At 73.8% G+C, this 20,956-nt stretch carries 21 protein-coding genes; 10 read left to right on the top strand and 11 right to left on the bottom strand.

The features are described 5' to 3' along the window. Positions 1-17: 17 nt before the first annotated feature. The 3 genes from J1M41_RS04205 to J1M41_RS04215 all read left to right on the top strand — a co-directional run bounded on the left by J1M41_RS04205 (position 18) and on the right by J1M41_RS04215 (position 3,170). Positions 18-893, top strand: a complete 876-nt coding sequence (locus J1M41_RS04205) for a siderophore-interacting protein (protein ID WP_206451274.1) — start codon at positions 18-20, stop codon at positions 891-893. 138 nt (positions 894-1,031) lie between these two features. Continuing rightward, positions 1,032-1,829, top strand: a complete 798-nt coding sequence (locus J1M41_RS04210) for a hypothetical protein (protein ID WP_206451211.1) — start codon at positions 1,032-1,034, stop codon at positions 1,827-1,829. Positions 1,830-1,880: 51 nt separating this feature from the next. Next, a complete protein-coding gene (locus J1M41_RS04215) occupies positions 1,881-3,170 on the top strand; it encodes a M20 family metallopeptidase (RefSeq protein ID WP_206451212.1) in 1,290 nt (429 codons plus the stop codon). Here J1M41_RS04215 and acs read toward each other — a convergent pair. Beyond that, on the bottom strand, positions 3,119-5,323 hold the full coding sequence (gene acs / locus J1M41_RS04220; protein WP_206451213.1) for an acetate--CoA ligase: 2,205 nt from the start codon (positions 5,321-5,323) through the stop codon (positions 3,119-3,121). The two genes, J1M41_RS04215 and acs, sit on opposite strands and share 52 nt — an antisense overlap. Before the next feature lie 210 nt (positions 5,324-5,533). On the opposite strand from acs, the gene J1M41_RS04225 reads away from it, so the two are divergent. Then, positions 5,534-6,790, top strand: coding sequence for an acyl-CoA dehydrogenase (locus J1M41_RS04225; protein WP_206451214.1), 1,257 nt, complete (start codon positions 5,534-5,536; stop codon positions 6,788-6,790). A 31-nt stretch (positions 6,791-6,821) separates the two neighbouring features. On the opposite strand, the gene J1M41_RS04230 is transcribed toward J1M41_RS04225, so the two are convergent. Next, entirely contained in the window at positions 6,822-7,643 is an 822-nt protein-coding gene (locus J1M41_RS04230) for an ABC transporter permease (protein ID WP_157557104.1), read from the bottom strand. 293 nt (positions 7,644-7,936) lie between these two features. Here J1M41_RS04230 and J1M41_RS04235 point away from each other — a divergent pair, with 293 nt between their 5' ends. From J1M41_RS04235 to J1M41_RS04245, 3 genes are read left to right on the top strand one after another with little or no spacing between them, the layout of a single operon-like run. Further along, on the top strand, positions 7,937-9,358 hold the full coding sequence (locus J1M41_RS04235) for an LLM class flavin-dependent oxidoreductase (RefSeq protein ID WP_115165472.1): 1,422 nt from the start codon (positions 7,937-7,939) through the stop codon (positions 9,356-9,358). A gap of 58 nt (positions 9,359-9,416) precedes the next feature. Continuing rightward, positions 9,417-10,127 (top strand): Tat (twin-arginine translocation) pathway signal sequence, encoded by a 711-nt coding sequence (locus J1M41_RS04240; RefSeq protein WP_205805017.1) that lies wholly within the window; start codon positions 9,417-9,419, stop codon positions 10,125-10,127. Next, positions 10,124-10,870 carry a hypothetical protein gene (locus J1M41_RS04245; protein ID WP_206451215.1) on the top strand — a complete coding sequence of 249 codons (747 nt, stop codon included), beginning with the start codon at positions 10,124-10,126 and terminating at the stop codon, positions 10,868-10,870. Before J1M41_RS04240 ends, J1M41_RS04245 begins: the two co-directional genes overlap by 4 nt. Before the next feature lie 63 nt (positions 10,871-10,933). Here the strand turns inward: J1M41_RS04245 and J1M41_RS04250 are convergent, their stop codons facing one another. The 4 genes from J1M41_RS04250 to purS all read right to left on the bottom strand — a co-directional run bounded on the left by J1M41_RS04250 (position 10,934) and on the right by purS (position 14,912). Continuing rightward, complete coding sequence (locus J1M41_RS04250) at positions 10,934-11,314, bottom strand: YtxH domain-containing protein (protein ID WP_069941509.1); 381 nt, start codon at positions 11,312-11,314, stop codon at positions 10,934-10,936. Between the two features lie 237 nt (positions 11,315-11,551). Beyond that, positions 11,552-13,858: a phosphoribosylformylglycinamidine synthase subunit PurL gene (gene purL, locus J1M41_RS04255; protein WP_206451216.1), complete on the bottom strand. Its 2,307-nt coding sequence runs from the start codon at positions 13,856-13,858 to the stop codon at positions 11,552-11,554. Continuing rightward, positions 13,855-14,649, bottom strand: coding sequence for a phosphoribosylformylglycinamidine synthase subunit PurQ (purQ, locus tag J1M41_RS04260; protein WP_206451217.1), 795 nt, complete (start codon positions 14,647-14,649; stop codon positions 13,855-13,857). Before purQ ends, purL begins: the two co-directional genes overlap by 4 nt. Continuing rightward, entirely contained in the window at positions 14,646-14,912 is a 267-nt protein-coding gene (gene purS / locus J1M41_RS04265) for a phosphoribosylformylglycinamidine synthase subunit PurS (RefSeq protein ID WP_002856633.1), read from the bottom strand. The genes purQ and purS overlap by 4 nt, the downstream gene beginning before the upstream one ends. A gap of 176 nt (positions 14,913-15,088) precedes the next feature. Between purS and J1M41_RS04270 the strand changes: the two genes are divergently transcribed. Together J1M41_RS04270 and J1M41_RS04275 are read left to right on the top strand one after the other, a co-directional pair. Then, positions 15,089-15,253: a hypothetical protein gene (locus J1M41_RS04270; RefSeq protein WP_206451218.1), complete on the top strand. Its 165-nt coding sequence runs from the start codon at positions 15,089-15,091 to the stop codon at positions 15,251-15,253. Continuing rightward, positions 15,250-15,696, top strand: coding sequence for a YchJ family metal-binding protein (locus tag J1M41_RS04275; protein ID WP_206451219.1), 447 nt, complete (start codon positions 15,250-15,252; stop codon positions 15,694-15,696). The genes J1M41_RS04270 and J1M41_RS04275 overlap by 4 nt, the downstream gene beginning before the upstream one ends. Before the next feature lie 33 nt (positions 15,697-15,729). Here J1M41_RS04275 and J1M41_RS04280 read toward each other — a convergent pair whose 3' ends face one another. From J1M41_RS04280 to J1M41_RS04290, 3 genes are all read right to left on the bottom strand, one after another. After that, positions 15,730-15,885: a hypothetical protein gene (locus J1M41_RS04280; protein ID WP_010079551.1), complete on the bottom strand. Its 156-nt coding sequence runs from the start codon at positions 15,883-15,885 to the stop codon at positions 15,730-15,732. 86 nt (positions 15,886-15,971) lie between these two features. After that, on the bottom strand, positions 15,972-16,175 hold the full coding sequence (locus tag J1M41_RS04285) for a helix-turn-helix transcriptional regulator (RefSeq protein ID WP_002856639.1): 204 nt from the start codon (positions 16,173-16,175) through the stop codon (positions 15,972-15,974). 3 nt (positions 16,176-16,178) lie between these two features. Continuing rightward, entirely contained in the window at positions 16,179-16,685 is a 507-nt protein-coding gene (locus J1M41_RS04290) for a hypothetical protein (RefSeq protein ID WP_241247724.1), read from the bottom strand. A gap of 616 nt (positions 16,686-17,301) precedes the next feature. Between J1M41_RS04290 and J1M41_RS04295 the strand changes: the two genes are divergently transcribed. Continuing rightward, positions 17,302-17,664 carry a VOC family protein gene (locus J1M41_RS04295; RefSeq protein WP_020621445.1) on the top strand — a complete coding sequence of 121 codons (363 nt, stop codon included), beginning with the start codon at positions 17,302-17,304 and terminating at the stop codon, positions 17,662-17,664. A gap of 221 nt (positions 17,665-17,885) precedes the next feature. Here the strand turns inward: J1M41_RS04295 and J1M41_RS04300 are convergent, their stop codons facing one another. Both J1M41_RS04300 and J1M41_RS04305 read right to left on the bottom strand, forming a co-directional pair. Further along, positions 17,886-18,878 (bottom strand): GNAT family N-acetyltransferase, encoded by a 993-nt coding sequence (locus J1M41_RS04300; protein ID WP_044658687.1) that lies wholly within the window; start codon positions 18,876-18,878, stop codon positions 17,886-17,888. 202 nt (positions 18,879-19,080) lie between these two features. Beyond that, positions 19,081-20,952, bottom strand: coding sequence for an alpha/beta hydrolase (locus tag J1M41_RS04305; RefSeq protein WP_206451220.1), 1,872 nt, complete (start codon positions 20,950-20,952; stop codon positions 19,081-19,083). Positions 20,953-20,956: the final 4 nt, after the last annotated feature.

Below are 20,956 nucleotides of genomic sequence, written 5' to 3' on the forward strand. Positions count from 1 at the left end.
GACCCCAGGAGGCCCGCATGGCCCGGCCCCAGACCGTCCTCACCGTGGTGGCCGCCCGCCGGCTCACCCCGCACCTCGTGCGCCTGACCCTCGGCGGCGAGCAGTTCGACGCCGTCCACGCCCGCTGGGCGGAGAAGGGCGCCACGGACCAGTACGTGAAGCTGCTCTTCACCGACCCCGCGCTCGGCCTTGAGCCCCCGTATGACCTGGACGCCCTCCGCGAGCGCCTCGCCCCGGAGCAGCTGCCGGTCCGCCGCACCTACACGGTGCGCCGCATGGACGCGGCCGCCCGCACCATGGACGTCGACTTCGTGGTCCACGGCGCGGACGACGGCGCCGCCCCCGGGCACGACGGCGGCCTGGCCGGGGCGTGGGCGGCCTCCGAGCCCGTGGGCCAGCAGGTCGCGTTCCTGGGCCCCGGCGGCGCCTACCGACCCGACCCCACCGCCGACTGGCACCTGCTCGCCGGCGACGAGGCCGCCCTGCCGGCGATCGCCGCCGCCCTCGAGGACCTCGCCGCCACGGACGCCGCGGCGGCCGGCGTCGCGCTGATCGAGGTGACCGACGCCCGGGACGAGGTGCCCCTGACCGCGCCGGCCGGCGTCGAGGTGCGCTGGCTGCACCGCGGCGACCCCTTCACCCCGGAGACGACGCGGTTCGCCGCCGCCGTCGAGGACGCGGCGTGGCGGGAGGGGCGGGTGCACGCGTTCGTGCACGGCGAGCGGGAGCAGGTCAAGCGCGTCCGGGCGTACCTCACGGACGTGCGCGGCGTGGACCGGCGGCAGCTGTCGGTGAGCGCGTACTGGGCCTACGGCCGCGCCGAGGACGTGTTCCAGGCGGAGAAGCAGACCCCGGCGGGGCAGATCTTCGAGGACGGCGCCACCGGCGGCTGACCCGCACAGGTTCGGCACAGCCGCAGTTCCGCCGCCCCTCGGGGCATGACGGGCCAGGGGTGACGTGAGACGGTCGAGGGGACATCGTCCGGCGGTGCCCGGCCACCGGCACGTCCGCACCTCTGTGAAGGAGTCCCCATGAAGACGCCCGCACGCCTCGCCGTCGGCATGCTCGCCGCCTCCGGTCTGCTGCTCACCGGCTGCGCCTCCGACCCGACGCTGGACGAGAGCTGGCCCGAGGTCCGCCAGAAGGTCGTGGATGCCGAGAGCCTGCGCCTGAGGATGGAGGGCACCGCCGCCGACAAGGAGGAGGAGATGGACGATGCGTCGGCCTCGGCGTCGCCCTCCGGCTCCCTGGACACGGACGCCATCCAGTCCGCGAACGTGGACCTCGCCGGCGCCACCGACGACTCCCACCTCAAGGGCGCCATGAACGTGGACATGGGGGCGGCCACCATGGACATCGAGGTCCTGCGCCGGGACGCCGACGTGTTCTTCAAGCTCAAGGCCGACGGTGACGACCTGCCCCGGGAGATGGGCATGTTCTCCACCCTCGTGGGCGACCGCTGGATCAAGACGAGCGCCGATCAGGCCGCGCAGATGGACATCTCACTCCAGGAGATCATGTCCGACCTCGAGGAGGACATGCCCGCCGCGGACGCCTTCGACGGCAAGGACCTGAAGGCCGAGGAGGTGGAGCTCGAGGGCAGGACGTACCTCAAGTACGCGCTGCCCGAGGAGCACCACGAGTTCGGCCGGACGATGCTGATCGACCCGGAGAGCACGACCCTCTACCGTCTCGAGGACGTGAACTCGGAGGACGAGGACGTGGACGCGAACGCCACCTTCACCGAGTGGAACGCGGTCGAGGCGCCCGAGGCCCCCGCCTCGGAGGACGTCTTCGACCTGGCCGAGCTGCAGGAGCTGGCCGGCTGACCCGCTGCGCGATCCAGGTGGGCCGGCGGGGCGCCACGGCATGATGTCCTCATGGACCGCACCGCCCCCACCCCGCCCGCGAACGCCCTCGCCCCGGACCTGCCGGAGGACATCGCCCGGGAGGCGATCGCCTTCCGCCGCCGCCTCCACGGGCATCCGGAGCTGGACCTGCACCTGCCCCGCACCCAGGCCGCCGTCCTCGAGCGGCTCGAGGCCCTGCGCGCTGAGGCGGGGGAGGATGCCGCCACCGGCCGCCCCGCGCTGGAGACGAGCGTGGGCCGGGCGCTGAGCTCCGTCGTCGTGGTGCTGCGCGGCGGGGCCCCGCTGCCGGAGGGGGCCCGGCGGCCGGTCGTGCTGCTGCGGGGGGACATGGACGCCCTGCCCGTCACGGAGGAGACCGGGCTGGAGTACGCCCCCTCCGCGCCGGGCACCATGCACGCCTGCGGCCACGACCTGCACACCGCCGGCCTCTACGGCGCCCTGGCCTGGCTGGTGCGCCGTCGCGGGGAGCTCGCCGCCGACGTGGTGGCCATGTTCCAGCCCGGGGAGGAGACCGGCGGCGGCGCCCTGCACATGATCCAGGAGGGACTGCTGGAGGCGGCCGGGCGACCGGTGGACGCCGCCTACGCGATCCATGTCTCCTCGGGCACGTACCCGCGCGGCGTCCTGCTCAGCCGCCCGGGGGCGATCCAGGCCGGCTGCGACGACCTGGTGGTGACGGTGCACGGTCGAGGCGGGCACGGCTCCGTGCCGCACCTCGCCCAGGATCCGGTGCCCGTGGCCGCCGAGATGGTGCTGGCGCTGCAGTCCGTGGTCACCCGGCAGTTCGACGCCTTCGACCCGGTGGTCGCGACCGTCGGGCACCTGAGCGCGGGCACGGCGGCCAACATCATCCCGGACAGCGCCACCCTCGCCCTCACCCTGCGGACCTTCTCCGCGCCCGCCCGAACCCGGCTGCTCTCGGCCGTGGAGCGCATGGTGCACGGGATCGCCGCGGCGCACGGCATGAGCGCACAGGTCCGGACGGACTGCGCGTTCCCGGTGACGGCCAACGATCCGGACGCGGTGGCTTTCGTCCGCGGGGTCGTGGAGGACCTGTACGGGGCCGACGCCTACCGGGAGCTGCCCGAGCCCGAGCCCGGCAGCGAGGACTTCTCCGAGGTCCTCCAGCGGGTGCCCGGGGCCTACGTCCTGCTCGGAGCGGTCCCGGAGGGCGTGGACCCGGACGAGGCCCCGGTCAACCACTCCCCGCAGGCCGTGTTCGACGACGCCGTGGTGCCGCGGGCCGCTCAGGTGCTGGCCGAGCTGGCGCTGCGGACGGCGCCGGTGCCGGCGTCCTGAGCGCGACGGCCGGCCCGGAGCACCTCGGCGATCTGCCCGACGCACGGCTCGTTCTGCAGGCTCGTGGTGTCCCCGAGCGCGGTGCCCTGGTGCAGCTGCGTCAGCAGCCGCCGCATGATCTTGCCCGAACGGGTCTTGGGCACGTCGGGGACGAAGACCACCTCGGCGGGCTTGGCCACCGGCCCGATCACCCGCCCCACGTGCCGCCGCAGCTCCTCGGCGCGGTCGGCGGCGGAGGCGCCGGGGCCGTCGTTGCCCGCCAGCCAGCTCTCGTGCGCCACCACGAAGGCGACGGCGGCGTGCCCGGTGGTCTCGTGCGGCACGGGGCACACCCCCGCCTCGATCACCTCCGGGTGCGCCACGAGGGCGGACTCGATCTCGATGGTGCTCAGCCGGTGCCCGGAGATGTTGATGACGTCGTCCACGCGCCCGAGGATCCAGACGTCGCCGTCCTCGTCCCGCTTGGCGCCGTCGCCGGCGAGGAACCAGCCCGCCTCGCCCTGGTCCGCGTAGTCCTCCCAGTACGAGTGGAAGTAGCGGGCCGGGTTCCGCCACACGGTCCGCGCCATCGCCGGCGAGGTGCGGGTGACCACGATCCGGCCCTGCAGGCCCTCGGGCGTGGGGGCGCCGTCGTCGTCGACCACGGCCACGTCCACCCCCGGCAGGGGCCGGGAGCCGCAGCCCGGCTTGAAGGCCGTGTCCGTGGGGCGGGGGGAGAGCACGGTGGCGCCCGTCTCGGACTGCCACCACGTGTCCACCATCGGCAGGTCCGGGGTGTCCCGGCCGATCTGGGTGCGGGCCCACGTCCAGGCCTCCGGGTTCACGGACTCGCCCACGGTGCCGATCAGGCGGATCGAGGACAGGTCCGGACCGCCGTCCGCGTGCGCCGGGATCCCGTCCGGATGCCAGCCCTTGAGCGAGCGGATCAGGGTGGGCGCCGTGTAGTAGCTCGTCACCCGGTAGCGCTCGATCACCTCGAAGTGCCGGCCCGGGTGCGGGGCGTTCGGCACACCCTCGTAGATCACCTGCGTGACCCCGTTCGAGAGCGGACCGTAGATCTCGTAGGTGTGCGCGGTGACCCAGGCCAGGTCCGCGGTGCACCAGTGGACGTCGTCGTCGCGCCGTGCCGGGTCCGGGTGGGAGAACAGGAAGTCGTGCGTCCACGAGGCCGCGGCGAGGTACCCGCCCGAGGTGTGCACGAGCCCCTTCGGCTGTCCCGTGGTGCCGGAGGTGTACATGATGAACAGCGGGTGCTCCGCGTCGAAGGCGCGCGGGGTGTGGGTGTCCGGCTGGCGGTCCACGACGTCGTGCCACCACAGGTCCCGGCCCTCGGTCCACGGGATGTCCCGGTGGCCCGTGCGGTCCAGGACGAGGACGTGCTCGATCGCGTTGTCCCCGGACACGGCCTCGTCCGCGTTGGCCTTCACGGGGACGGCGGCACCGCGGCGGAACTGGCCGTCGGTGGTGACGAGCAGCTTGGCGCCCGTGTCCTCCACGCGGAACCGCAGCGCCTCCGCCGAGAACCCGCCGAACACGAGCGAGTGCACGGCGCCGATCCGCGCGCACGCCAGCGTGATGACGATCGTCTCCACGAGCACGGGCAGGTACACGACGACGCGGTCGCCCGCCTCGATGCCCAGCTCCTCGAGGGCGTTCGCGGCCTGGGCGACCTCGCGCTGCAGCTGCGCGTAGGTGACGGCGCGGCGGTCGCCGGGCTCGCCCTCGAAGTACAGGGCGACCTTCTCCCCGCGCCCCGCCGCCACGTGCCGGTCCACGCAGTTCACGGCCACGTTCAGGGTGCCGTCCTCGTACCAGCGGATCTCCGGGCCGCGCTCGGCGGCCGGGTCCGGGGCGGTGAGGGAGCGCGTCCGGGTGAAGGGCCGCTCCCAGCTCAGACGTCGGCCGGCCGCCTCCCAGAACGCGAGCCGGTCCGACTCGGCCACCGGGCGGCCGTCGCCGCGCCCGCCGTGCAGCCGGTCCGCCGGGCGGCCGGGGTGGACGTCCGGGTCGGCGGCGTCGACGAGCGCCTGCGGGAGGGGGCCGGGCAGCGTGGCGAGGGCCGCGGCGGGCACGCCGTCGTTCGGTCCGCGGACGGCCCCGGAGGCGCCCTCCTCGGCCGGGTCGGGGCGGGCGGGGTCCTCGGTGGGCGTCATGGGCGGCGGTCCTCCTGGTCGGCGGGTCCGACCAGGCTAGGGACGACGACGACGGCGCCCCGCCCGCCGTCGTCACCGGCGGTCATGCTCGGCCCGCCGGACCCCCGCGGGCGCCCGGCGCGGGCCAGGGCGACGGCGGCCGGTGTGGATCCCGTCCCACGGCCGGGTCGCCCCGGCCGCCGGCCCGCCCGCGCGTGTCAGAGTAGGGCCATGACCACCTACGCCACCCTCGCCGCCCGGTACGCCGACGCCTTCGACTCCGTCGCCCACGGCGAGCGGGCCCGCGAGGCGGGCCGGCACCTGCCGTTCGCCGCCCTCGGGGAGCTGCAGGCCGCCGGGTTCGGCAAGGTCGGTGTCCCCGAGGACGCGGGCGGCGAGGGCGGCGGCAGCGAGACCGTGCTGCGCCTGCTCATGGACCTGGCCGCCCGGGACGTGAACACCGCGCACGTCTGGCGCTCCCACCTCGTGTTCATCGCCACGGCCATGGACCAGGCGCCCGCCCGTCGGGAGCGGTGGCTGCGGCACATCGTCGACGGGGACTGGGCCGGCTCCGCCCTGGCCGAACGCGCCGGCGGGGCCGCGCCGGGCCGTGCCGCCACCCTGGCCAGCCGGGACGAGGGCGGCACCTGGGTCGTGCGGGGGCAGAAGTACTACGCGACCGGCTCGGCCTTCGCCACGTGGACCGCCGCGACCGTGGGCATCGAGGGGGCGGACCTCGTCTCCCGCCGGAACTCCAAGCGGGCCGGGGGCGCGGTCCGCGAGCCGGACCGGGCCGTCGCCGTCGTGCGCGTGCGTCAGCCGCGCGTGGGCATCAAGGACGACTGGGACGGCTTCGGCCAGCGCCTGACCGCCACCGGGTCCGTGGTGCTCGACGACGCCGCGGCCGAGGAGCTGCTCGAGGTGCCGCGGCAGGACGGGCCCGTGCCCGTGCTCATGGAGGCGACCCTGCTGGCGCTGCAGGCCGGGATCGGCCGGGCGGCGCTCACGGAGGGCACGCAGCTGCTGCGGCAGCGGCGCCGCACCTTCAACACCGGCACGGCCGCGCTGCCCAAGGACGACCCGCAGCTCCTCGAGATCATGGGGCAGCTGGCCGGGCGGCAGGCCGCGGCCGAGCTGATGGTGTGCGAGATCGGGCGTCTGCTCGACGAGGGGGAGGACGGCGCCGACGGGGCCGGCCCGGCGGAGGCCGACGTCGTGGCGGCGTCCGCCGAGGCGATGGCCGCCGCGTACCGGGCCCAGGCCGTGGTGCCGGAGGCCGTCCTCGAGGTGTGCACCCGCATCTTCGACACGCTCGGCGCGTCGGCGACGTCGGCCACGCTGCGGCTCGACCGGCACTGGCGCAACGCCCGCACCCTCGCCACCCACGACCCGGCGGCGTTCAAGGTGCGCATGGCCGGCGACTGGCTCGTGAACGGCACCCCGCCGACCGCCTACACGTCGGCCGGCGAGGCCCCCGAGGGGGACTGACCCGACGACCGGGCGGCCGGACGTGCCGGGCTCAGGCCCAGCGGCGCAGGGCCCGGCGCTCCAGCAGGCCGAGCAGCCAGTCGGTGAGCTTGCCGAGCACGGCGAGCAGGATGATCGCCAGGATCAGGCGGTCCGTGCGTCCGTTGTTCTGCGAGTCGGTGAGCAGGAAGCCCAGGCCCATCGAGGAGGCGATCAGCTCCGCGGCCACGAGGAACAGCCAGGCCTGGGCCAGGGCCAGCCGCAGGCCGGAGAACACGGCCGGCACCACGGCGGGCAGCTGCACCGTCCGCAGCAGGGACAGCCCGTGGTAGCCGAAGGCCCGTCCGGCCTCCACCAGGTGCGGGTCCACGTGGCGCAGGGCCGCGTAGACGGTGGTGAACACCGGGAAGAACGCGCCGATCGCGATGAGGGTGACCTTGGACTCCTCGCCGATCTGCATCCACAGGATCAGCAGCGGCACCCAGGCCAGCGAGGGCACCGCGCGCAGCGCCCCGATCAGCGGGGCGAACAGCGCGTCCGCCCACCGGGACAGCCCGAGCGCGGACCCCACGGCCAGCCCGAGTGCGGCGCCGAGCAGGAAGCCCAGCAGCACGCGCTGGGTGGAGATCCCCACGTGCAGCCACAGGTCGCCCCGCTCCAGCAGGTTGACGCCGGCGCTCAGCACCGCGCCGGGGGAGGGCAGCTGCACCGCGGAGAGCAGCCCGGCGGCCGTCACCGCCCACCACAGCACCAGGAGGACGGCGGGCGCGGCCAGGCCCACCACCGCCCGGGCGCCGGGCCGGTCCAGCACCCGGGACCGGGCTGGGCCAGCGCTGAGCCAGACGTTTCGGTCGTCTCCGCGGGGTGGATGCAGCAGATTTCTCTGGCTCAGCGCTGGTGCACCGCTGGCTCAGCGCTGGTGCGCCGCTGGCTCAGCGCTGGGTCGCCGCTGGGCTGCCGCAGGGCCGCCACCCGCGGACGTGTCCTCCGTCACGGTCAGGGCATGTCACGAACCGGGCGCCGCACGCGTGGCCGGGCCCGGCGGGGCCGTCATGAACCCCTGGGCCGGACCGGCTTCCACCGCCGGCCGCGTCGGCGTTGCATGGTGCGGAACCGTCGCCCGCCCGGCCGCGCCCCTGCGACCGGGCGGTCCTGGAAAGGAGACCCATGAGCACCGCCGAGAACGCCGGGGCCGGAGCACCCACCCGCCCGGACGAGCACCGCGAGATCCTCTTCAACGCATTCGACATGAACTGCGTCGCCCACCAGTCCCCGGGTCTCTGGCGTCACCCCGACGACCACGCCCGGGACTACAACACCCTGGGCTACTGGACGCACCTGGCGCAGACGCTGGAGAAGGGCCTGTTCGACGGCCTGTTCATCGCCGACGTCCTCGGCCCGTACTCCGTGTACGGCGGCACCTCCGAGGCCGCCATCAAGACCGGCGCGCAGACCCCCGTGAACGACCCGTTCCTGCTCGTCTCCGCGATGGCCGCGGTCACCGAGCACCTCGGCTTCGGCGTCACCGCCGGCACCGCCTACGAGCACCCCTACCCGTTCGCCCGCCGCCTCGCCACGCTCGACCACCTCACGGGCGGCCGCGTGGGCTGGAACGTGGTCACCGGCTACCTGCCCTCCGCCGCCCAGAACATGGGCCAGGACGACCAGATGGAGCACGACGAGCGCTACGAGCACGCCGACGAGTACCTCGACGTCGTCTACAAGCTCCTCGAGGGCTCGTGGGAGGACGACGCCGTCGTCTACGACAAGGAGTCCGGCGTGTTCGCGGACCCGGCCAAGGTCCACGACATCGCCCACCAGGGCCGGTACTTCACCGTGCCCGGCCACGCCGTCACCGAGCCGTCCGTGCAGCGCACCCCCGTGATCTACCAGGCCGGCGCCTCGACGCGCGGCCGCGCCTTCGCCGGCAAGCACGCCGAGGCCGTGTTCATCAACTCCCCCACGAAGGAGCTGGCGGCCGCCACCGTGAAGAAGATCCGCCAGGCCCTGGTGGACGCCGGCCGTGACCCGTACGACGTGAAGATCTTCGCGATGCAGACGATCGTCACCGGGGCCACCGACGAGGACGCGCGGGCCAAGTACGACGACCTGGCGCAGTACGTGGACCCGCTGGGCGGCCTCGTGCTCATGTCCGGCTGGATGGGCATCGACCTGTCCCAGTACGACCTGGACGAGCCGATCGGGGACGTGAAGTCGAACGCCATCCAGTCCGCCGTGGAGACCTTCCAGAAGGCCTCCGGCACGGACGAGGAGTGGACCGTGCGCAAGCTCGCCGAGTGGGTGGGCATCGGCGGCTTCGGCCCCGTGATCGTGGGCGGCGGCGAGTCCGCGGCCCGTCAGCTCGTCGAGTGGGCCGACGAGACCGACGTGGACGGCTTCAACCTCGCCTACCACATCACCCCGGGCACCTTCGAGGACATCGTGGAGTTCGTGGTCCCGGAGCTGCAGAAGCTCGGCCGCTACAAGACCGCGTACACGGACGGCACGCTGCGCCACAAGCTCTTCGGCCGCGGCGACCACCTGCCGCAGAACCACCACGGCGCATCCTTCGCCCTGCGCCGCCGGTAGGGTGACGCCAGTGGCCGCGGCGCCCTGCCTCGGCCGGCAGCAGCCCCAGGAGGAGAACATGCAGCGCAGACGTGCCGTCCGCGCGGCCGGGCTCGGCGTCGTGGGCGCCCTGGCCTTGGCCGGGTGCGCATCCGAGCCGCAGTCGGCGGGGGAGGCCTGGCACCAGGCCCGCACCCAGTTGGACGAGGCCGAGACCGTCCGACTCGAGACCGCCTACACCACCGGCCGTCAGGGCCCGCAGTCGGTCCGCTGGGACATCGCCGGCCGGCTCGACGGCGGCGACGCCGAGTCGAAGGGCGTCATGCAGGTCGGCCGGGACTCGCACATCACCATGGAGTCGCGCCAGGTCGGCGAGGACGTCTTCGTGCGGGTCGACGTGGACGGGTCCGACGTCCCGGACGACGTCCAGATGATGTACTCCGACCCACAGTGGCGCCGTGTCTCGGCCGGCGAGGGGCAGGAGCCGCCCCTGAAGTCCCTCCTCGACCAGGTGGGCCTCCCCGCGGCGGACGCCCTCGACGGCGCCCAGGTGCGCGCCGAGGAGGTCGACTGGGACGGCGGCACGGCCTACCGCTATGCCGTGCCCGAGGAGGTCGCCGACGCGGCGATGGCCGAGGGCGACGCCACCCGGGTGCACTCCTTCACGGTGGACGACGACGGCGAGCTGGTCGCGCTCACCGTCGACGACGGCCGGGCCACCCAGCAGTACGCCCTGAGCGACTGGAACCAGATCGAGCCGGCCGAGGCGCCGGAGGAGGTGGCCGAGTGAGGCAGCGCCAGACCCAGACCCGTCGCACCCGCCGCGGCATGTCCCTCGCCGCCGTCGGGGCGGCCGCCCTGCTGCTGACCGGCTGCGCCTCGGGCGACGACGCCCCCGGCGCCTGGGACCGCGCCCGCACCCAGCTCGAGGAGGCCGACTCCGTCCGCATGGTCACCGAGCTGCGGTCCGAGGCCCCGAGCAACGGCCGCGCGGTCCCGGACTCGGTGGACATCTCCGGTCCCGTGGACGGCTCGTCCATGCGGTACGTGTCCGTGTACCAGGACGACGGCCTGATCACCCGGGACGAGTCCCGGATCGTGGACGGCACCGCGTACTCCCGATTCACGGTGGAGCGCGCCGGCGCGAGCGGCGAGGACCGCCCCGCCTATGTGGAGCGCTGGACCGCCACCCCGTACGAGAGCGATCCCCGCGCCACCGGCATGGGCGCGATGGTGAGCTCGCTGCTGGGCTCCCTGCCGGAGTCGGGCGGCCTGGACGACGTCGAGGCGGACGCGGACGGCATCCGCCGCAGCGGTCAGGATGCGATCCGCTACGTGCTGGACGAGCCCGTCTCGGGCCCGCAGGAGGGCGTGGAGCTGACCGCGTTCACGGTGTCCAAGGAGGACGGCCGCCTGCTCACCGTGGAGACCGAGTCCGCCGGCACGAAGGCCGTGGTGACCCTCTCCGAGATGGGCGGGGTGGATCCGGTGCAGGCCCCGCCGGCCGACGAGGTCCTGAAGCAGGACGGCTGACCCGGCCCACGGCGACGGCGGCCCGCCTCCCCTCGGGGAGGCGGGCCGCCGTGTCTGCGCGGGTCAGCGCGTCAGCGGACCCTCGTCACCCAGCGGGGTGGACGGGTCCGAGATGGTGTCCGGCTCGGCACCGTGGCGGGCCGCCGAGGTGACGTTGTCGTTGTTGGACTCGGTCACGCGATCTTCGCGGGCGTCGTTCTTCTTGTCGTTGCCCTGCATGGCATCCTCCACCTTCGTCGTGGCCTTCTGCACCGGATCGGACTTCTTCACCTCAGCGAACTTCTGCTGGGCGGTCTCCTGGACCTGGCCGACCTTCTCCTGGGTCTTGGGGTCGTTCCAGAGCTTCTGGGCGTTCTGGGTCATCTTCTCGAGGTTCTTGCGGCCCTCGGCGGAGCCGAGCAGGTAGCCGAGTGCGGCGCCGAGGCCCAGGGTGATGAGGCGCATGGGTGGTCTCCTTCATGTGTCGGGACCGCGCCGACCCTCTTGGACGGGCCGGGCGGCGCGCTGGCGCGCTGTCCTGGGATCACTCTGGTCATCGGAGCCCGCCGCGTCAACGACTGAGGCGCACGGCCGTGCGAGGGTCGGGGGGCGTTCGTCCCCGCCGTCCCGTCCCACGACGACGGCCGCTCACCCCCGGGGGTGAGCGGCCGTCGTCGTGCCGGGGCCCGTGGGCCCACGGGCTCAGCCGAAGTGCTTCGGCAGGGTGGCCTCCCAGGCCTCGCGCAGCTCCGCGATCGGCAGGGTGAAGGCGTCCTGGACCTCGAGGGCCGCGGAGTCGGCGTCCACCACGCCGATGCGCACGGCCGCGTAGCCGCGGGCCGTGGTCATGTCCGTGAACCGGACCTCCTCGGTGCGGGGCACGGCCACGACGGCGCGCGCCTGCGTCTCCGAGAACAGCGCGGTGAACAGGTCCACGCCGTCGCGGCGCAGCACCTCGTCCAGCACCACGCGGGCGCCCACGCCGAAGCGCAGCACCATCTCGGACAGGGTGGCCGCGAGGCCGCCGCCGGAGACGTCGTGGGCGGCGTCGATCATGCCGTCCCGGGACATGTTGACCAGCAGCTCGCCGAGCAGGCGCTCCTTCTTCAGGTCGACCTTCGGGGGCAGGCCGCCGAGGTGGCCGCGCAGGCGCGCGAACTCGGAGCCGTCCAGCTCGTCCGCGGTCTCGCCCAGCAGGTAGATCGCCTGACCGTCCGCGTCCGGGGCGAAGCCGGACGGGGTGCGGCGCAGGACGTCGTCGAGCTGGCCGAGCACCGCCACCGTGGGGGTGGGGTGGATCGGGGTGCTGCCCGTCTGGTTGTACAGGGACACGTTGCCGCCGGTCACCGGGATGCCGAGGGTCTGGCAGCCGTCCGCCAGGCCGCGCACGGCCTCCGCGAACTGCCACATCACGTCCGGGTCCTCGGGGGAGCCGAAGTTCAGGCAGTCGGAGACGGCCAGGGGCACGGCCCCGGCGGTGGTGACGTTGCGGTACGCCTCGGCCAGGGAGGCCTGCGCGCCCGTGTAGGGGTCCAGGTAGGTGAACCGGTCGTTGCAGTCCGTGGCCAGGGCCACGCCCATGCCGGTCTCCTCGTCCACGCGCACCACGCCCGCGTCGTCCGGGGCCGCCAGGGCGGTGTTGCCGCGGACGTAGCGGTCGTACTGGCGGGTGATCCAGGAGGTGTCCGCCAGGTTCGGGGAGCTCATCAGCTCCACGACGGCGGCGCGCAGCTCCTCGCCCGTGGCGGGCAGGCCCTGACCGGCCTCGGAGGAGCGGAACGTGTCCGCCTGGAGCTCGTCCTGCCAGGCCGGACGCGCGTACGGGCGCTCGTAGACCGGGCCGTCGTGGGCCACGGTGCGCGGGTCCACGTCGACGATGACCTCGCCGTCCCAGGTGATGATCAGGCGGCCGTCGCCGGTGACCTCGCCCAGCCAGGAGTACTCGACGTCCCACGTGGCCATGACGGCCTCGAACGCGGCGACGTTCTCCGGCGTCACCACGGCCATCATGCGCTCCTGCGACTCGGACATGAGGATCTCGCCCGGGGTCAGCGTGGAGTCGCGCAGCAGCACGTCGGTCAGCTCCACGCGCATGCCGCCCTCGCCGTTGGAGGCGAGCTCGGAGGTGGCGCAGGAGATGCCGGCGGCGCCGAGGTCCTGGATGCCCTCGACGAGGGAGTCGCGGAACAGCTCGAGGCAGCACTCGATGAGCACCTTCTCGGAGAAGGGGTCGCCGACCTGCACCGAGGGGCGCTTGGCGGGCTTGCCGTCGCCGTCGAAGGACTCGGAGGCCAGCACGGAGGCGCCGCCGATGCCGTCACCGCCGGTGCGGGCACCGAACAGGACCACCTTGTTGCCCACGCCGGAGGCGTTGGCCAGGCGCAGGTCCTCGTGCTTGAGCACGCCCACGGCGAGGGCGTTGACGAGCGGGTTGCCCTGGTAGATCGGGTCGAAGCGGGTCTCGCCGCCGATGTTCGGCAGGCCCAGGGAGTTGCCGTAGCCGCCGATGCCGGCCACCACGCCGTGGAACACGCGGGCGGTGTCCGGGTGGTCGATCGCGCCGAAGCGCAGCGGGTCCATCACGGCCACCGGGCGGGCGCCCATGGAGATGATGTCGCGCACGATGCCGCCGATGCCCGTGGCCGCGCCCTGGTAGGGCTCCACGTAGGAGGGCGAGTTGTGGGACTCGACCTTGAACGTCACGGCCCAGCCGTCACCGAGGTCGGTCACGCCGGCGTTCTCGCCGATGCCCACCATCATGTGCTGCTTCATCTCGTCGGTGAGCTTGTCGCCGAACTGGCGCAGGTGCACCTTCGAGGACTTGTACGAGCAGTGCTCGGACCACATGACCGAGTACATGGCCAGCTCGGCGGCGGTGGGGCGGCGACCGAGGATCTTCTTGATCTCGGCGTACTCGTTCTCTTTCAGGCCCAGCTCGGCCCAGGGCTGCTCGACGTCCGGCGTCGCCTGGGCGTCCGCGACCGTCTCGATGTTGAACTGCTGGCTCATGCATGGCCTCCACGGCTGGCGAGGGTGGTCAGGACGGAGGTGAAGAAGCCGAGGCCGTCCACGCCGGAGCGGGGGCCCGCGGCGGTGTCCGGGCCGAAGCCGGTCTCCACGGCGTGCTCCGGGTGCGGCATCAGGCCGACGACGTTGCCGGCCGGGTTCGCGATGCCCGCGATGTCCCGGCGCGAGCCGTTCGGGTTCCAGCCCTGATAGCGGAACACCACGCGGCCCTCGGCCTCGAGGGCGTCGAGGGTCGTCTCGTCCGCCACGTACTGGCCGTCCTGGTTCTTCAGGGGCACGGTGATGGTCTGGCCCTGCTCGAAGTCGCGGGTCCACACGGTGTCCGCGCTCTCCACGACCAGCTCCTGGTCGCGGCAGATGAAGTGCAGGTGGTCGTTCTTGATCATCGAGCCCGGCAGCAGGTGTGACTCGGTGAGGATCTGGAAGCCGTTGCAGATGCCGAGCACCGGCAGGCCGTCCGCCTCGCCCTCGGGGCCGCCGGCCGCCGTCGCCACCGCGTCCATCATGGGGGCGAAGCGCGCGATCGCGCCGGCGCGCAGGTAGTCGCCGTAGGAGAAGCCGCCCGGGATCACGACGGCGTCCACGCCGGCGAGCGTCCGCTGCGGGTCCGCGTCGGCGTGCCACAGGGAGACGGGCTCGGCGCCGGCGAGGCGGACGGCGCGCAGCGCGTCCACGTCGTCCAGGGTGCCGGGGAAGGTGATGACGCCGATGCGCGCGCCGCTGAGCGGCGTCGCCGGCGTCGAGTAGTCGCCGATGAGGGGGAGCTCGGTCATCGGGCGCCCTCGGCCTCGTCCAGGACGGCCACGTTCACGACGTCCTCGATGACGGGGTTGGACAGCATCTCCTCGGCGGCCGTGCGGGCCTGGGCGAGGATCTCGTCGGTGACCTCGCCCTCCACGGTGAGCTCGAAGCGCTTGCCCTGGCGGACCTGGCTGAACTCGGTGAAGCCGAGGCGGGGCAGGGCCCCGTTGATCGCCTTGCCCTGCGGATCGAGGATCTCGGGCTTGGGCATGACGTCGACGACGATGATGGGCATGAACACGCTCCTGGGTGCGGGACGATGCCGCGGAGCAGGACGGTGTAGATGCCGTCTCACGCCCGGCCCTGGGCGCTCCGCGTGCTTGCCCGCCCAGTCTACTCGGCCGCCCGGACGCGGGATCGTGGGTGTGATGGGGGCGGCACGCGGCAGCCGGCCCGGCGTAGCCTGGCGGCATGAGACCTCAGCAGACCCGTGTGTCCCCGCTCGGCCGACGCCGGCCGATCAGCCCGCTCGGCCCCGCGCTGCTCGCCGCGGCGGCCGGCGTCGTGCTGACGGGAGTGCGCCGCATCACAGCCCGGTCCGCCCGGCGTCGCGCGACCGTGCGCCCGCGCCGGTGACCCGCCCCGAGCCCTGCCCCTGCGGGTCCGGAGCCGGGCTCGCGGCGTGCTGCGGTCGCCTGCACGCGCGTTTCGCCCAGGACGGCGCCCTGACCGCGCCCACCGCCGAGGCGCTCATGCGCTCCCGGTACACGGCGTTCGCGCGGCTGGGCGAGGCCGGGCCGGCAGAGGCGCAGGCGATGGCCGACTACCTCGCCGCGACCTGGGCCCCCGAGCACCGGCCCACCGCGGCCGAGCTGCTGCCGGCCGCGGGGGAACAGGCGCCGCGGTTCACCCGCCTGGCGGTGCTGGACGTACGGGACGGCGGGCCGTTCCAGGACGCCGGGACCGTGGAGTTCGTGGCCGTCGACGCGGGGGCCGAGGGCCGGTTCCGACTCCATGAGGTCAGCCGGTTCCGCCGTGAGGACGGGATCTGGCGCTACGTTAACGGCGACGTGCGCTGAGGCCGGGGCGGCGCGTCGGCCGGCGGTGACGCGTCAGAAGGCGGAGAAGATCCCGGCGCCCACGCTGAGGACCAGGCCCAGGATGGCGATCCACGCCACCAGGGTGACGATCGGGCGGGGGCGACGCGGGGCGTCGTCGTGCCAGTCCACGCCCTCCAGCTCCGGAGGGGTGCGCAGCTCTCGATCCATGGCCCCAGCCTCTCATGCCCCACGCCGCCCCGGGCTCAACGCGGGTTGACTTGTCACGGGTGCTGGGCGCCCGGACCCGCGACAACTCAACCCGCGTTGCCGTCCGGGGTGAACAGGTCCTCGATCCGCCGCCCGAACACGGCCGCGAGGCGGAAGGCGAGCGGGAGCGAGGGGTCGTAGCGGCCCTTCTCGAGGGAGATGACGGTCTGCCGGGAGACGCCGAGCTCGTCGGCGAGCCGCTGCTGCGACCAGCCGAGGCGGGCACGCTCGTCGGGGATGGTGTTCTCCACGGCTCAGCCCCGGCGCTTCTGGAGCGCGTAGCGGACGGCCACCGAGGCGCCCGCGAAGAGGAGCAGCCCGGCGCCCACGAGGGGGAGGCTGGGCTGCCACCCCGCCCGGGCGACGACGAACGTGCCCAGGCCCAGCACCACGAGCAGGTCGCCGAACGCGCCGGACTGCGCCTTCTCGAGCCACCGGCCTTCGATGGTCTCCTCGGTGTCCCGGACGGCGCCGCGCAGGGTGGTGCGGTCCACGAGGAACAGCCAGGCGAGGGCTGCGCCGACCGGGAGCGCCGACGCCGCCATGACCGCGCCCGTGACCGCCGGGAAGCGGGGACCGGCGTCGCCCTGGCTCGAGGCCAGACCGTAGGACGCGGCCCCGATCAGCAGGGCGATGACGACGCCGGCCACGAGGCTGACGAGGATCAGTCGCCCGGACCCGCCGCCCAGACGGGCGGAGCGGCCCCAGCGGGGGCGGCGGTCGCGGGCGAGGTCGGTGGTGGTGTGCGGCGTGGTGGCCATGGCGGTCCCTCCGGGGCGGGGCCGGGGTTTGTCCCCGTCGTGTGAAGCAAGCTTGACAGTAAAGAGAGTTTGACGTCAAGTCTGCTTGACGGTGGCCCGACAGGGCGGCGGCGGAGCTGGGCCTCGCCGTGGACGCCTCCACCGCCGCCCACGATGCTGGCCGCATGGCCTTCGAGGTGCACCCGCTCACCGCCGACCGCTTCGACGACTTCGCGCACGTCGTCAACCCGAACCGCCGCGCCACGCACTGCTGGTGCCTGTCCCCCCGGCTCTCAGCGCCGCAGAGGCACGCGCCCGGCGACCCCCGCGAGGACACCATGCGGGCGCTCGCTGCGGGGGAGCCTGCGCCCGGCGTCGTCGGTACTCGGACGGCGAGCCCGTCGCGTGGTGCAGCATCAGCCCGCGCAGCGCGATCCCGCGGCTCGTGATGCGACACATCCGCGGGTGACCCGGCCCTCCGCCGTCCGTCCGCCCGTCCGGCCAACGCGGGTTGACTTGTCGCGGGTCTGGGCGGTGAATACCCGTGACAAGTCAACCCGCCTTGCCCGGGGTGCCGCGCCCTTGGCTCGCGTGGAGTCGTCCCCCGCCCGCCCCGGCCCGTTCCTGAGGAGCCGCCATGTCCCTCCGTCTCTCTCACACCACGTGGGACGCGCTGGACCCCCACGCCATCGCCGAGTTCTGGCGCGCGCTGCTCGGCTGGGAGGTCGACGAGCCTCACCTCTACCGCCCGGGGTCGGACGAGTGCTCACTCGTCGGCCCTGACGGGCAGGTCGTCCTCTTCTTCCGCGTCCCGGACGCCAAGCGCGTGAAGAACCGCGCCCACATGGACCTGCGCGCGGCCGCCGGCTCGACGCGCGACGCCGAGATCGAGCGGGCGCTCGCCCTCGGCGCCGCGATGGTCGACGACCGCCGCGTCGACCTCGGCTGGGCCGTCCTCGCCGACCCCGAGGGCAACGAGTTCTGCATCCTCGACGGCTGAGCCGACCCCACGACGGCCCGGCGTCTCCGCGGGGGAGTCGCCGGGCCGTCGGGGCGGACCGGGTACCGGGTGCCCGGGCCGTCCGCGGCGGCGGTGGTGTGGCGGGAGTGGTTCGTGGTCATGGGGCCCTCCTGTGGTCGATGCCCTGGGCCGGTGGCCCGGCCCGCCTCGGAGGCTCTGTGGGGGCCGTCCGACCGGACGTTGTGAAGCAAGCTTGACAGTCAAGTGACCTTGTCGTCAAGGGAGCTTGACGCCGGGGCCCGCGCGAACTCCTCCCACGTCGTGGGCGGGGTCAGCCCGAGCCAGGCAGGCTCGAGACGGAACCCGAGGGCCGCGTTCATCCGCAGGGACGCCGCGTTGGACTCGGCGCCGCCGGTTCCCCACTCGCGCCCACCGCGGGCATGGGTCGCCAGGACGGTCGCCGCCTTGACGGCCTTCGCCACGCCACGGTTCTCGTGCTCGGCCGCGACCGCGGTGCGGTCGACCTCCCACCGGGCAGGGGAGCGGAACGTCAGGGTGAATCCGATGAGCACGCCTCCCTCGAAGGCCCCCACGGCGAGCCCCTCTGGGGTGGACAGTCGGGCCTCGAGGTCGTCCGGCAGCGGCTCGTGACGGGAGCCGTCGGTGTGCGGGAATCGGGGAGCCGCTTCCTCGTCGAGGGCGCGCAGGGCAGGCAGGTCGACGGCGGTCAGTCTCCGCACCTCGATTCCCCGCGCTTCGGCCGCCGCGATGTGGCCACGGTAGGGCGCCAGGTCGGCGTCGTCGTCGAGGTGGAGGCGCGCGCCCCAGGAGCGGGATCGCACGCTCCACCCGGCGTCGAGCAGCGCAGCGGCCTCGGCCGAGTCTTCGCGGTGCACGCGGGCGTCCGCCCGTGGGTCGGTCACGGGGGTGAGCATCGAGCACGGGATGTGCCCGGAGGCGGCCCCGCCCGGATAGACGTGCGGGAACTCGGCCGAGTGGGGATCGGAGGGGTCTCCCGGCTCGCGCCGCACCCGCAGGCCGGCCCCCGCCAGTTCGTCCTCGTCCAGGCCGCAGACGAACGCGTCCGGCCGGTCCGGGTAGATCGCCGCGCCGACGACTCCTACCTGGGCGGCGTCGTCGGAGGCGTGGAGGAAGCCGACGTCGTCGATCGAGGCGCCGCGCGTCGACGCCGTGTAGCGGCCGGTGCGACGCGCGGCGGCCCAGTCCTCCGGGAGGGTGATGTGCAGGATCATGGCGCGAGGCTATCGGCCTCGGCGTCGACGCCACCCCTCCGGCTGCCCATCGCGGGTTGAGTTATCGGGGGTGTGGGGCGGCGGCACCCGCGACAACCCAACCAGCGTTCCAGGGCCGCCCCGGGCGCGACGACGGCCCGGCGTCTCCGCGGGGGAGTCGCCGGGCCGTCGGGGGCGGACCGGGTTCCGGGTGCCCGGGCCGTCAGTCCTCCAGGAAGGCCTCGACGTCCGGGGTCACCGCGCGGGAGTCGATCAGCTGACGCTCGATCGCGTCGTGGGTGATCCGGTTGGCCTCGCGCACGGCGTCGGTGCGCATCGAGATCTTGATGTCGCCCTTGTGCGTCGGGGCCCCGGCCACCTGGACCGGCTGGGTCTCGAGCGGCAGCGGGACGGCGTCGCACAGCGACTTCTCGGCCGGCTGGGCGCCGGTCAGGAAGTAGTCACGGATGGGCGTGTCCACGCACTCGGTGCCATACGGGAACAGGCCGTGGGTGCCCTCGTTGTCCACGGAGATGAGGGACGTGTTGCGCAGCACGCCGGCGGCGCGGTGGCCGCCCTCGTACGGGGTCGCCGCGTCCAGCTCGGACTGCACGATCACGGTGTTCGGGGCACCCTTGCCGCCGGGCTGGGAGGGCATGGAGGTCTGGGCGGGCCAGTACATGCACTCCGACGGGCCCATCAGCACACCGATCCACGGGGCCTTGCGGCCGAGGTCGTCCACCCACGAGGTCCAGTAGCCCTGCGAGGTGTTCCACTGGCCGTCCTGGCAGCGGATCGCCGAGAACGCGCCCTCGAAGGTGACGGCGTCTCCGGCCTGGGTGGCGGCGACGAGCTGCTCGCGCTCGCCCACGGTCTCCAGACCGCGGGCGGCGAAGCGGTCGAAGGAGGCGCGCTCCTCGGCCGGCAGCGACGCACGGGCCTCGGCCAGGATGCGCTCGATCTGGGTGCGCTGCCCCGCGGGGTCCGTGGCCGCGGCCTCGGACTCCATGATGCGGATGTAGGCGGCGATGACGGACCCGGCGTCGAGGTACTGGGACGTGTCGTACATGGCCGGCAGCAGGAACGAGCCGGCGACGATCATGCCGAGCTGCGTGCGGGTGCCGCCCACGTCCTCCCAGCGCTGCCGGATCTGCATCGGGTCGTCGCCGAGGCCGAAGATCTCGTCGTGCCGGGCCACGTAGGGGAGCATCGCGTCCTGGAACTGACGGTCGCGGGAGCGCGGCTGCAGGTCCCAGGTGGTCTGGAGCCCGTCGCGGGAGATGTCCACGGCGGAGTCCAGCAGGAACCGGTGCGCGTGCTGGGGGAAGACGCGCTGGTACCAGCTGCCCAGCCACGTGCCGTACGAGTAGCCGATGTAGGAGGTCTTCTCCTCGCCCAGGACGGCGCGGATGAAGTCCATGTCGTACACGGTCTGCTCGGTGGTGATGTACGGGGTGAGCTCGTTCTCCAAGCACGCGTCGACCTGGGCCTTCGTGTCCTGCCACACGTCGTGCTCGGGGTTCGGCGTGTAGGTGCACTCCAGGGCGGTGGACTGGCCCACGCCGCGGGGGTCGAAGCCGATGAAGTCGTACTGCTCGGCGAGCTCCGGGGCGCGCTCGGCCATGGCGGGCCCCCAGGGCAGGCCGGAGCCGCCCGGGCCGCCGGGGTTGACCAGCGCGATGCCCTGGCGCTCCGGGTTGCCCTTCGAGGTCTCGGTCTTGGCCACGCGCAGGGTGATGGTGTGGCCGTCCTCGGGGTTCTTCCAGTCGCGGGGCACCGTGACGTCGGCGCACGCGGTGCCGGGGATCGCGCTGAACCGGGCGTTGAGGCGCTCGCTGCCGAAGTCGCAGGCCTCCCAGTCCAGCGTCTGGCCCACGAGGTGCGGCGCGAGCGCGGCGGCGTCGTTGACCTTGTTGCCGCGCGTGGCGGAGAGGTCGTTGGAGCGGGCCTGACCCTGCGATGCGGACCCGTTGCCGTTGCCGTTGCCGTTGCCGGGCGCGGAGAGCGCGGGGGCGGCGGCCGTGACGGCGAGCGAGACGGCCGCGACGGCGGCGGCGAGCGTGGTGCGGCGGCGAGCTGGAACGGTTCTGGTCACGTCA

The organism is Micrococcus sp. KRD096 (assembly GCF_017168495.1).
In the GTDB taxonomy this organism is placed as follows: domain Bacteria; phylum Actinomycetota; class Actinomycetes; order Actinomycetales; family Micrococcaceae; genus Micrococcus; species Micrococcus luteus.

Bases quoted from the DNA above. Each gene is read 5' to 3' on its own strand.
- J1M41_RS04205 (WP_206451274.1), top strand. From the start codon at position 18: ATGGCCCGGCCCCAGACCGTCCTCACCGTGGTGGCCGCCCGCCGGCTC.
- J1M41_RS04210 (WP_206451211.1), top strand. From the start codon at position 1,032: ATGAAGACGCCCGCACGCCTCGCCGTCGGCATGCTCGCCGCCTCCGGT.
- J1M41_RS04215 (WP_206451212.1), top strand. From the start codon at position 1,881: ATGGACCGCACCGCCCCCACCCCGCCCGCGAACGCCCTCGCCCCGGAC.
- acs (WP_206451213.1), bottom strand. From the start codon at position 5,323: ATGACGCCCACCGAGGACCCCGCCCGCCCCGACCCGGCCGAGGAGGGC.
- J1M41_RS04225 (WP_206451214.1), top strand. From the start codon at position 5,534: ATGACCACCTACGCCACCCTCGCCGCCCGGTACGCCGACGCCTTCGAC.
- J1M41_RS04235 (WP_115165472.1), top strand. From the start codon at position 7,937: ATGAGCACCGCCGAGAACGCCGGGGCCGGAGCACCCACCCGCCCGGAC.
- J1M41_RS04240 (WP_205805017.1), top strand. From the start codon at position 9,417: ATGCAGCGCAGACGTGCCGTCCGCGCGGCCGGGCTCGGCGTCGTGGGC.
- J1M41_RS04250 (WP_069941509.1), bottom strand. From the start codon at position 11,314: ATGCGCCTCATCACCCTGGGCCTCGGCGCCGCACTCGGCTACCTGCTC.
- purL (WP_206451216.1), bottom strand. From the start codon at position 13,858: ATGAGCCAGCAGTTCAACATCGAGACGGTCGCGGACGCCCAGGCGACG.
- purQ (WP_206451217.1), bottom strand. From the start codon at position 14,649: ATGACCGAGCTCCCCCTCATCGGCGACTACTCGACGCCGGCGACGCCG.
- purS (WP_002856633.1), bottom strand. From the start codon at position 14,912: ATGCCCATCATCGTCGTCGACGTCATGCCCAAGCCCGAGATCCTCGAT.
- J1M41_RS04270 (WP_206451218.1), top strand. From the start codon at position 15,089: ATGAGACCTCAGCAGACCCGTGTGTCCCCGCTCGGCCGACGCCGGCCG.
- J1M41_RS04280 (WP_010079551.1), bottom strand. From the start codon at position 15,885: ATGGATCGAGAGCTGCGCACCCCTCCGGAGCTGGAGGGCGTGGACTGG.
- J1M41_RS04290 (WP_241247724.1), bottom strand. From the start codon at position 16,685: ATGGCCACCACGCCGCACACCACCACCGACCTCGCCCGCGACCGCCGC.
- J1M41_RS04295 (WP_020621445.1), top strand. From the start codon at position 17,302: ATGTCCCTCCGTCTCTCTCACACCACGTGGGACGCGCTGGACCCCCAC.
- J1M41_RS04300 (WP_044658687.1), bottom strand. From the start codon at position 18,878: ATGATCCTGCACATCACCCTCCCGGAGGACTGGGCCGCCGCGCGTCGC.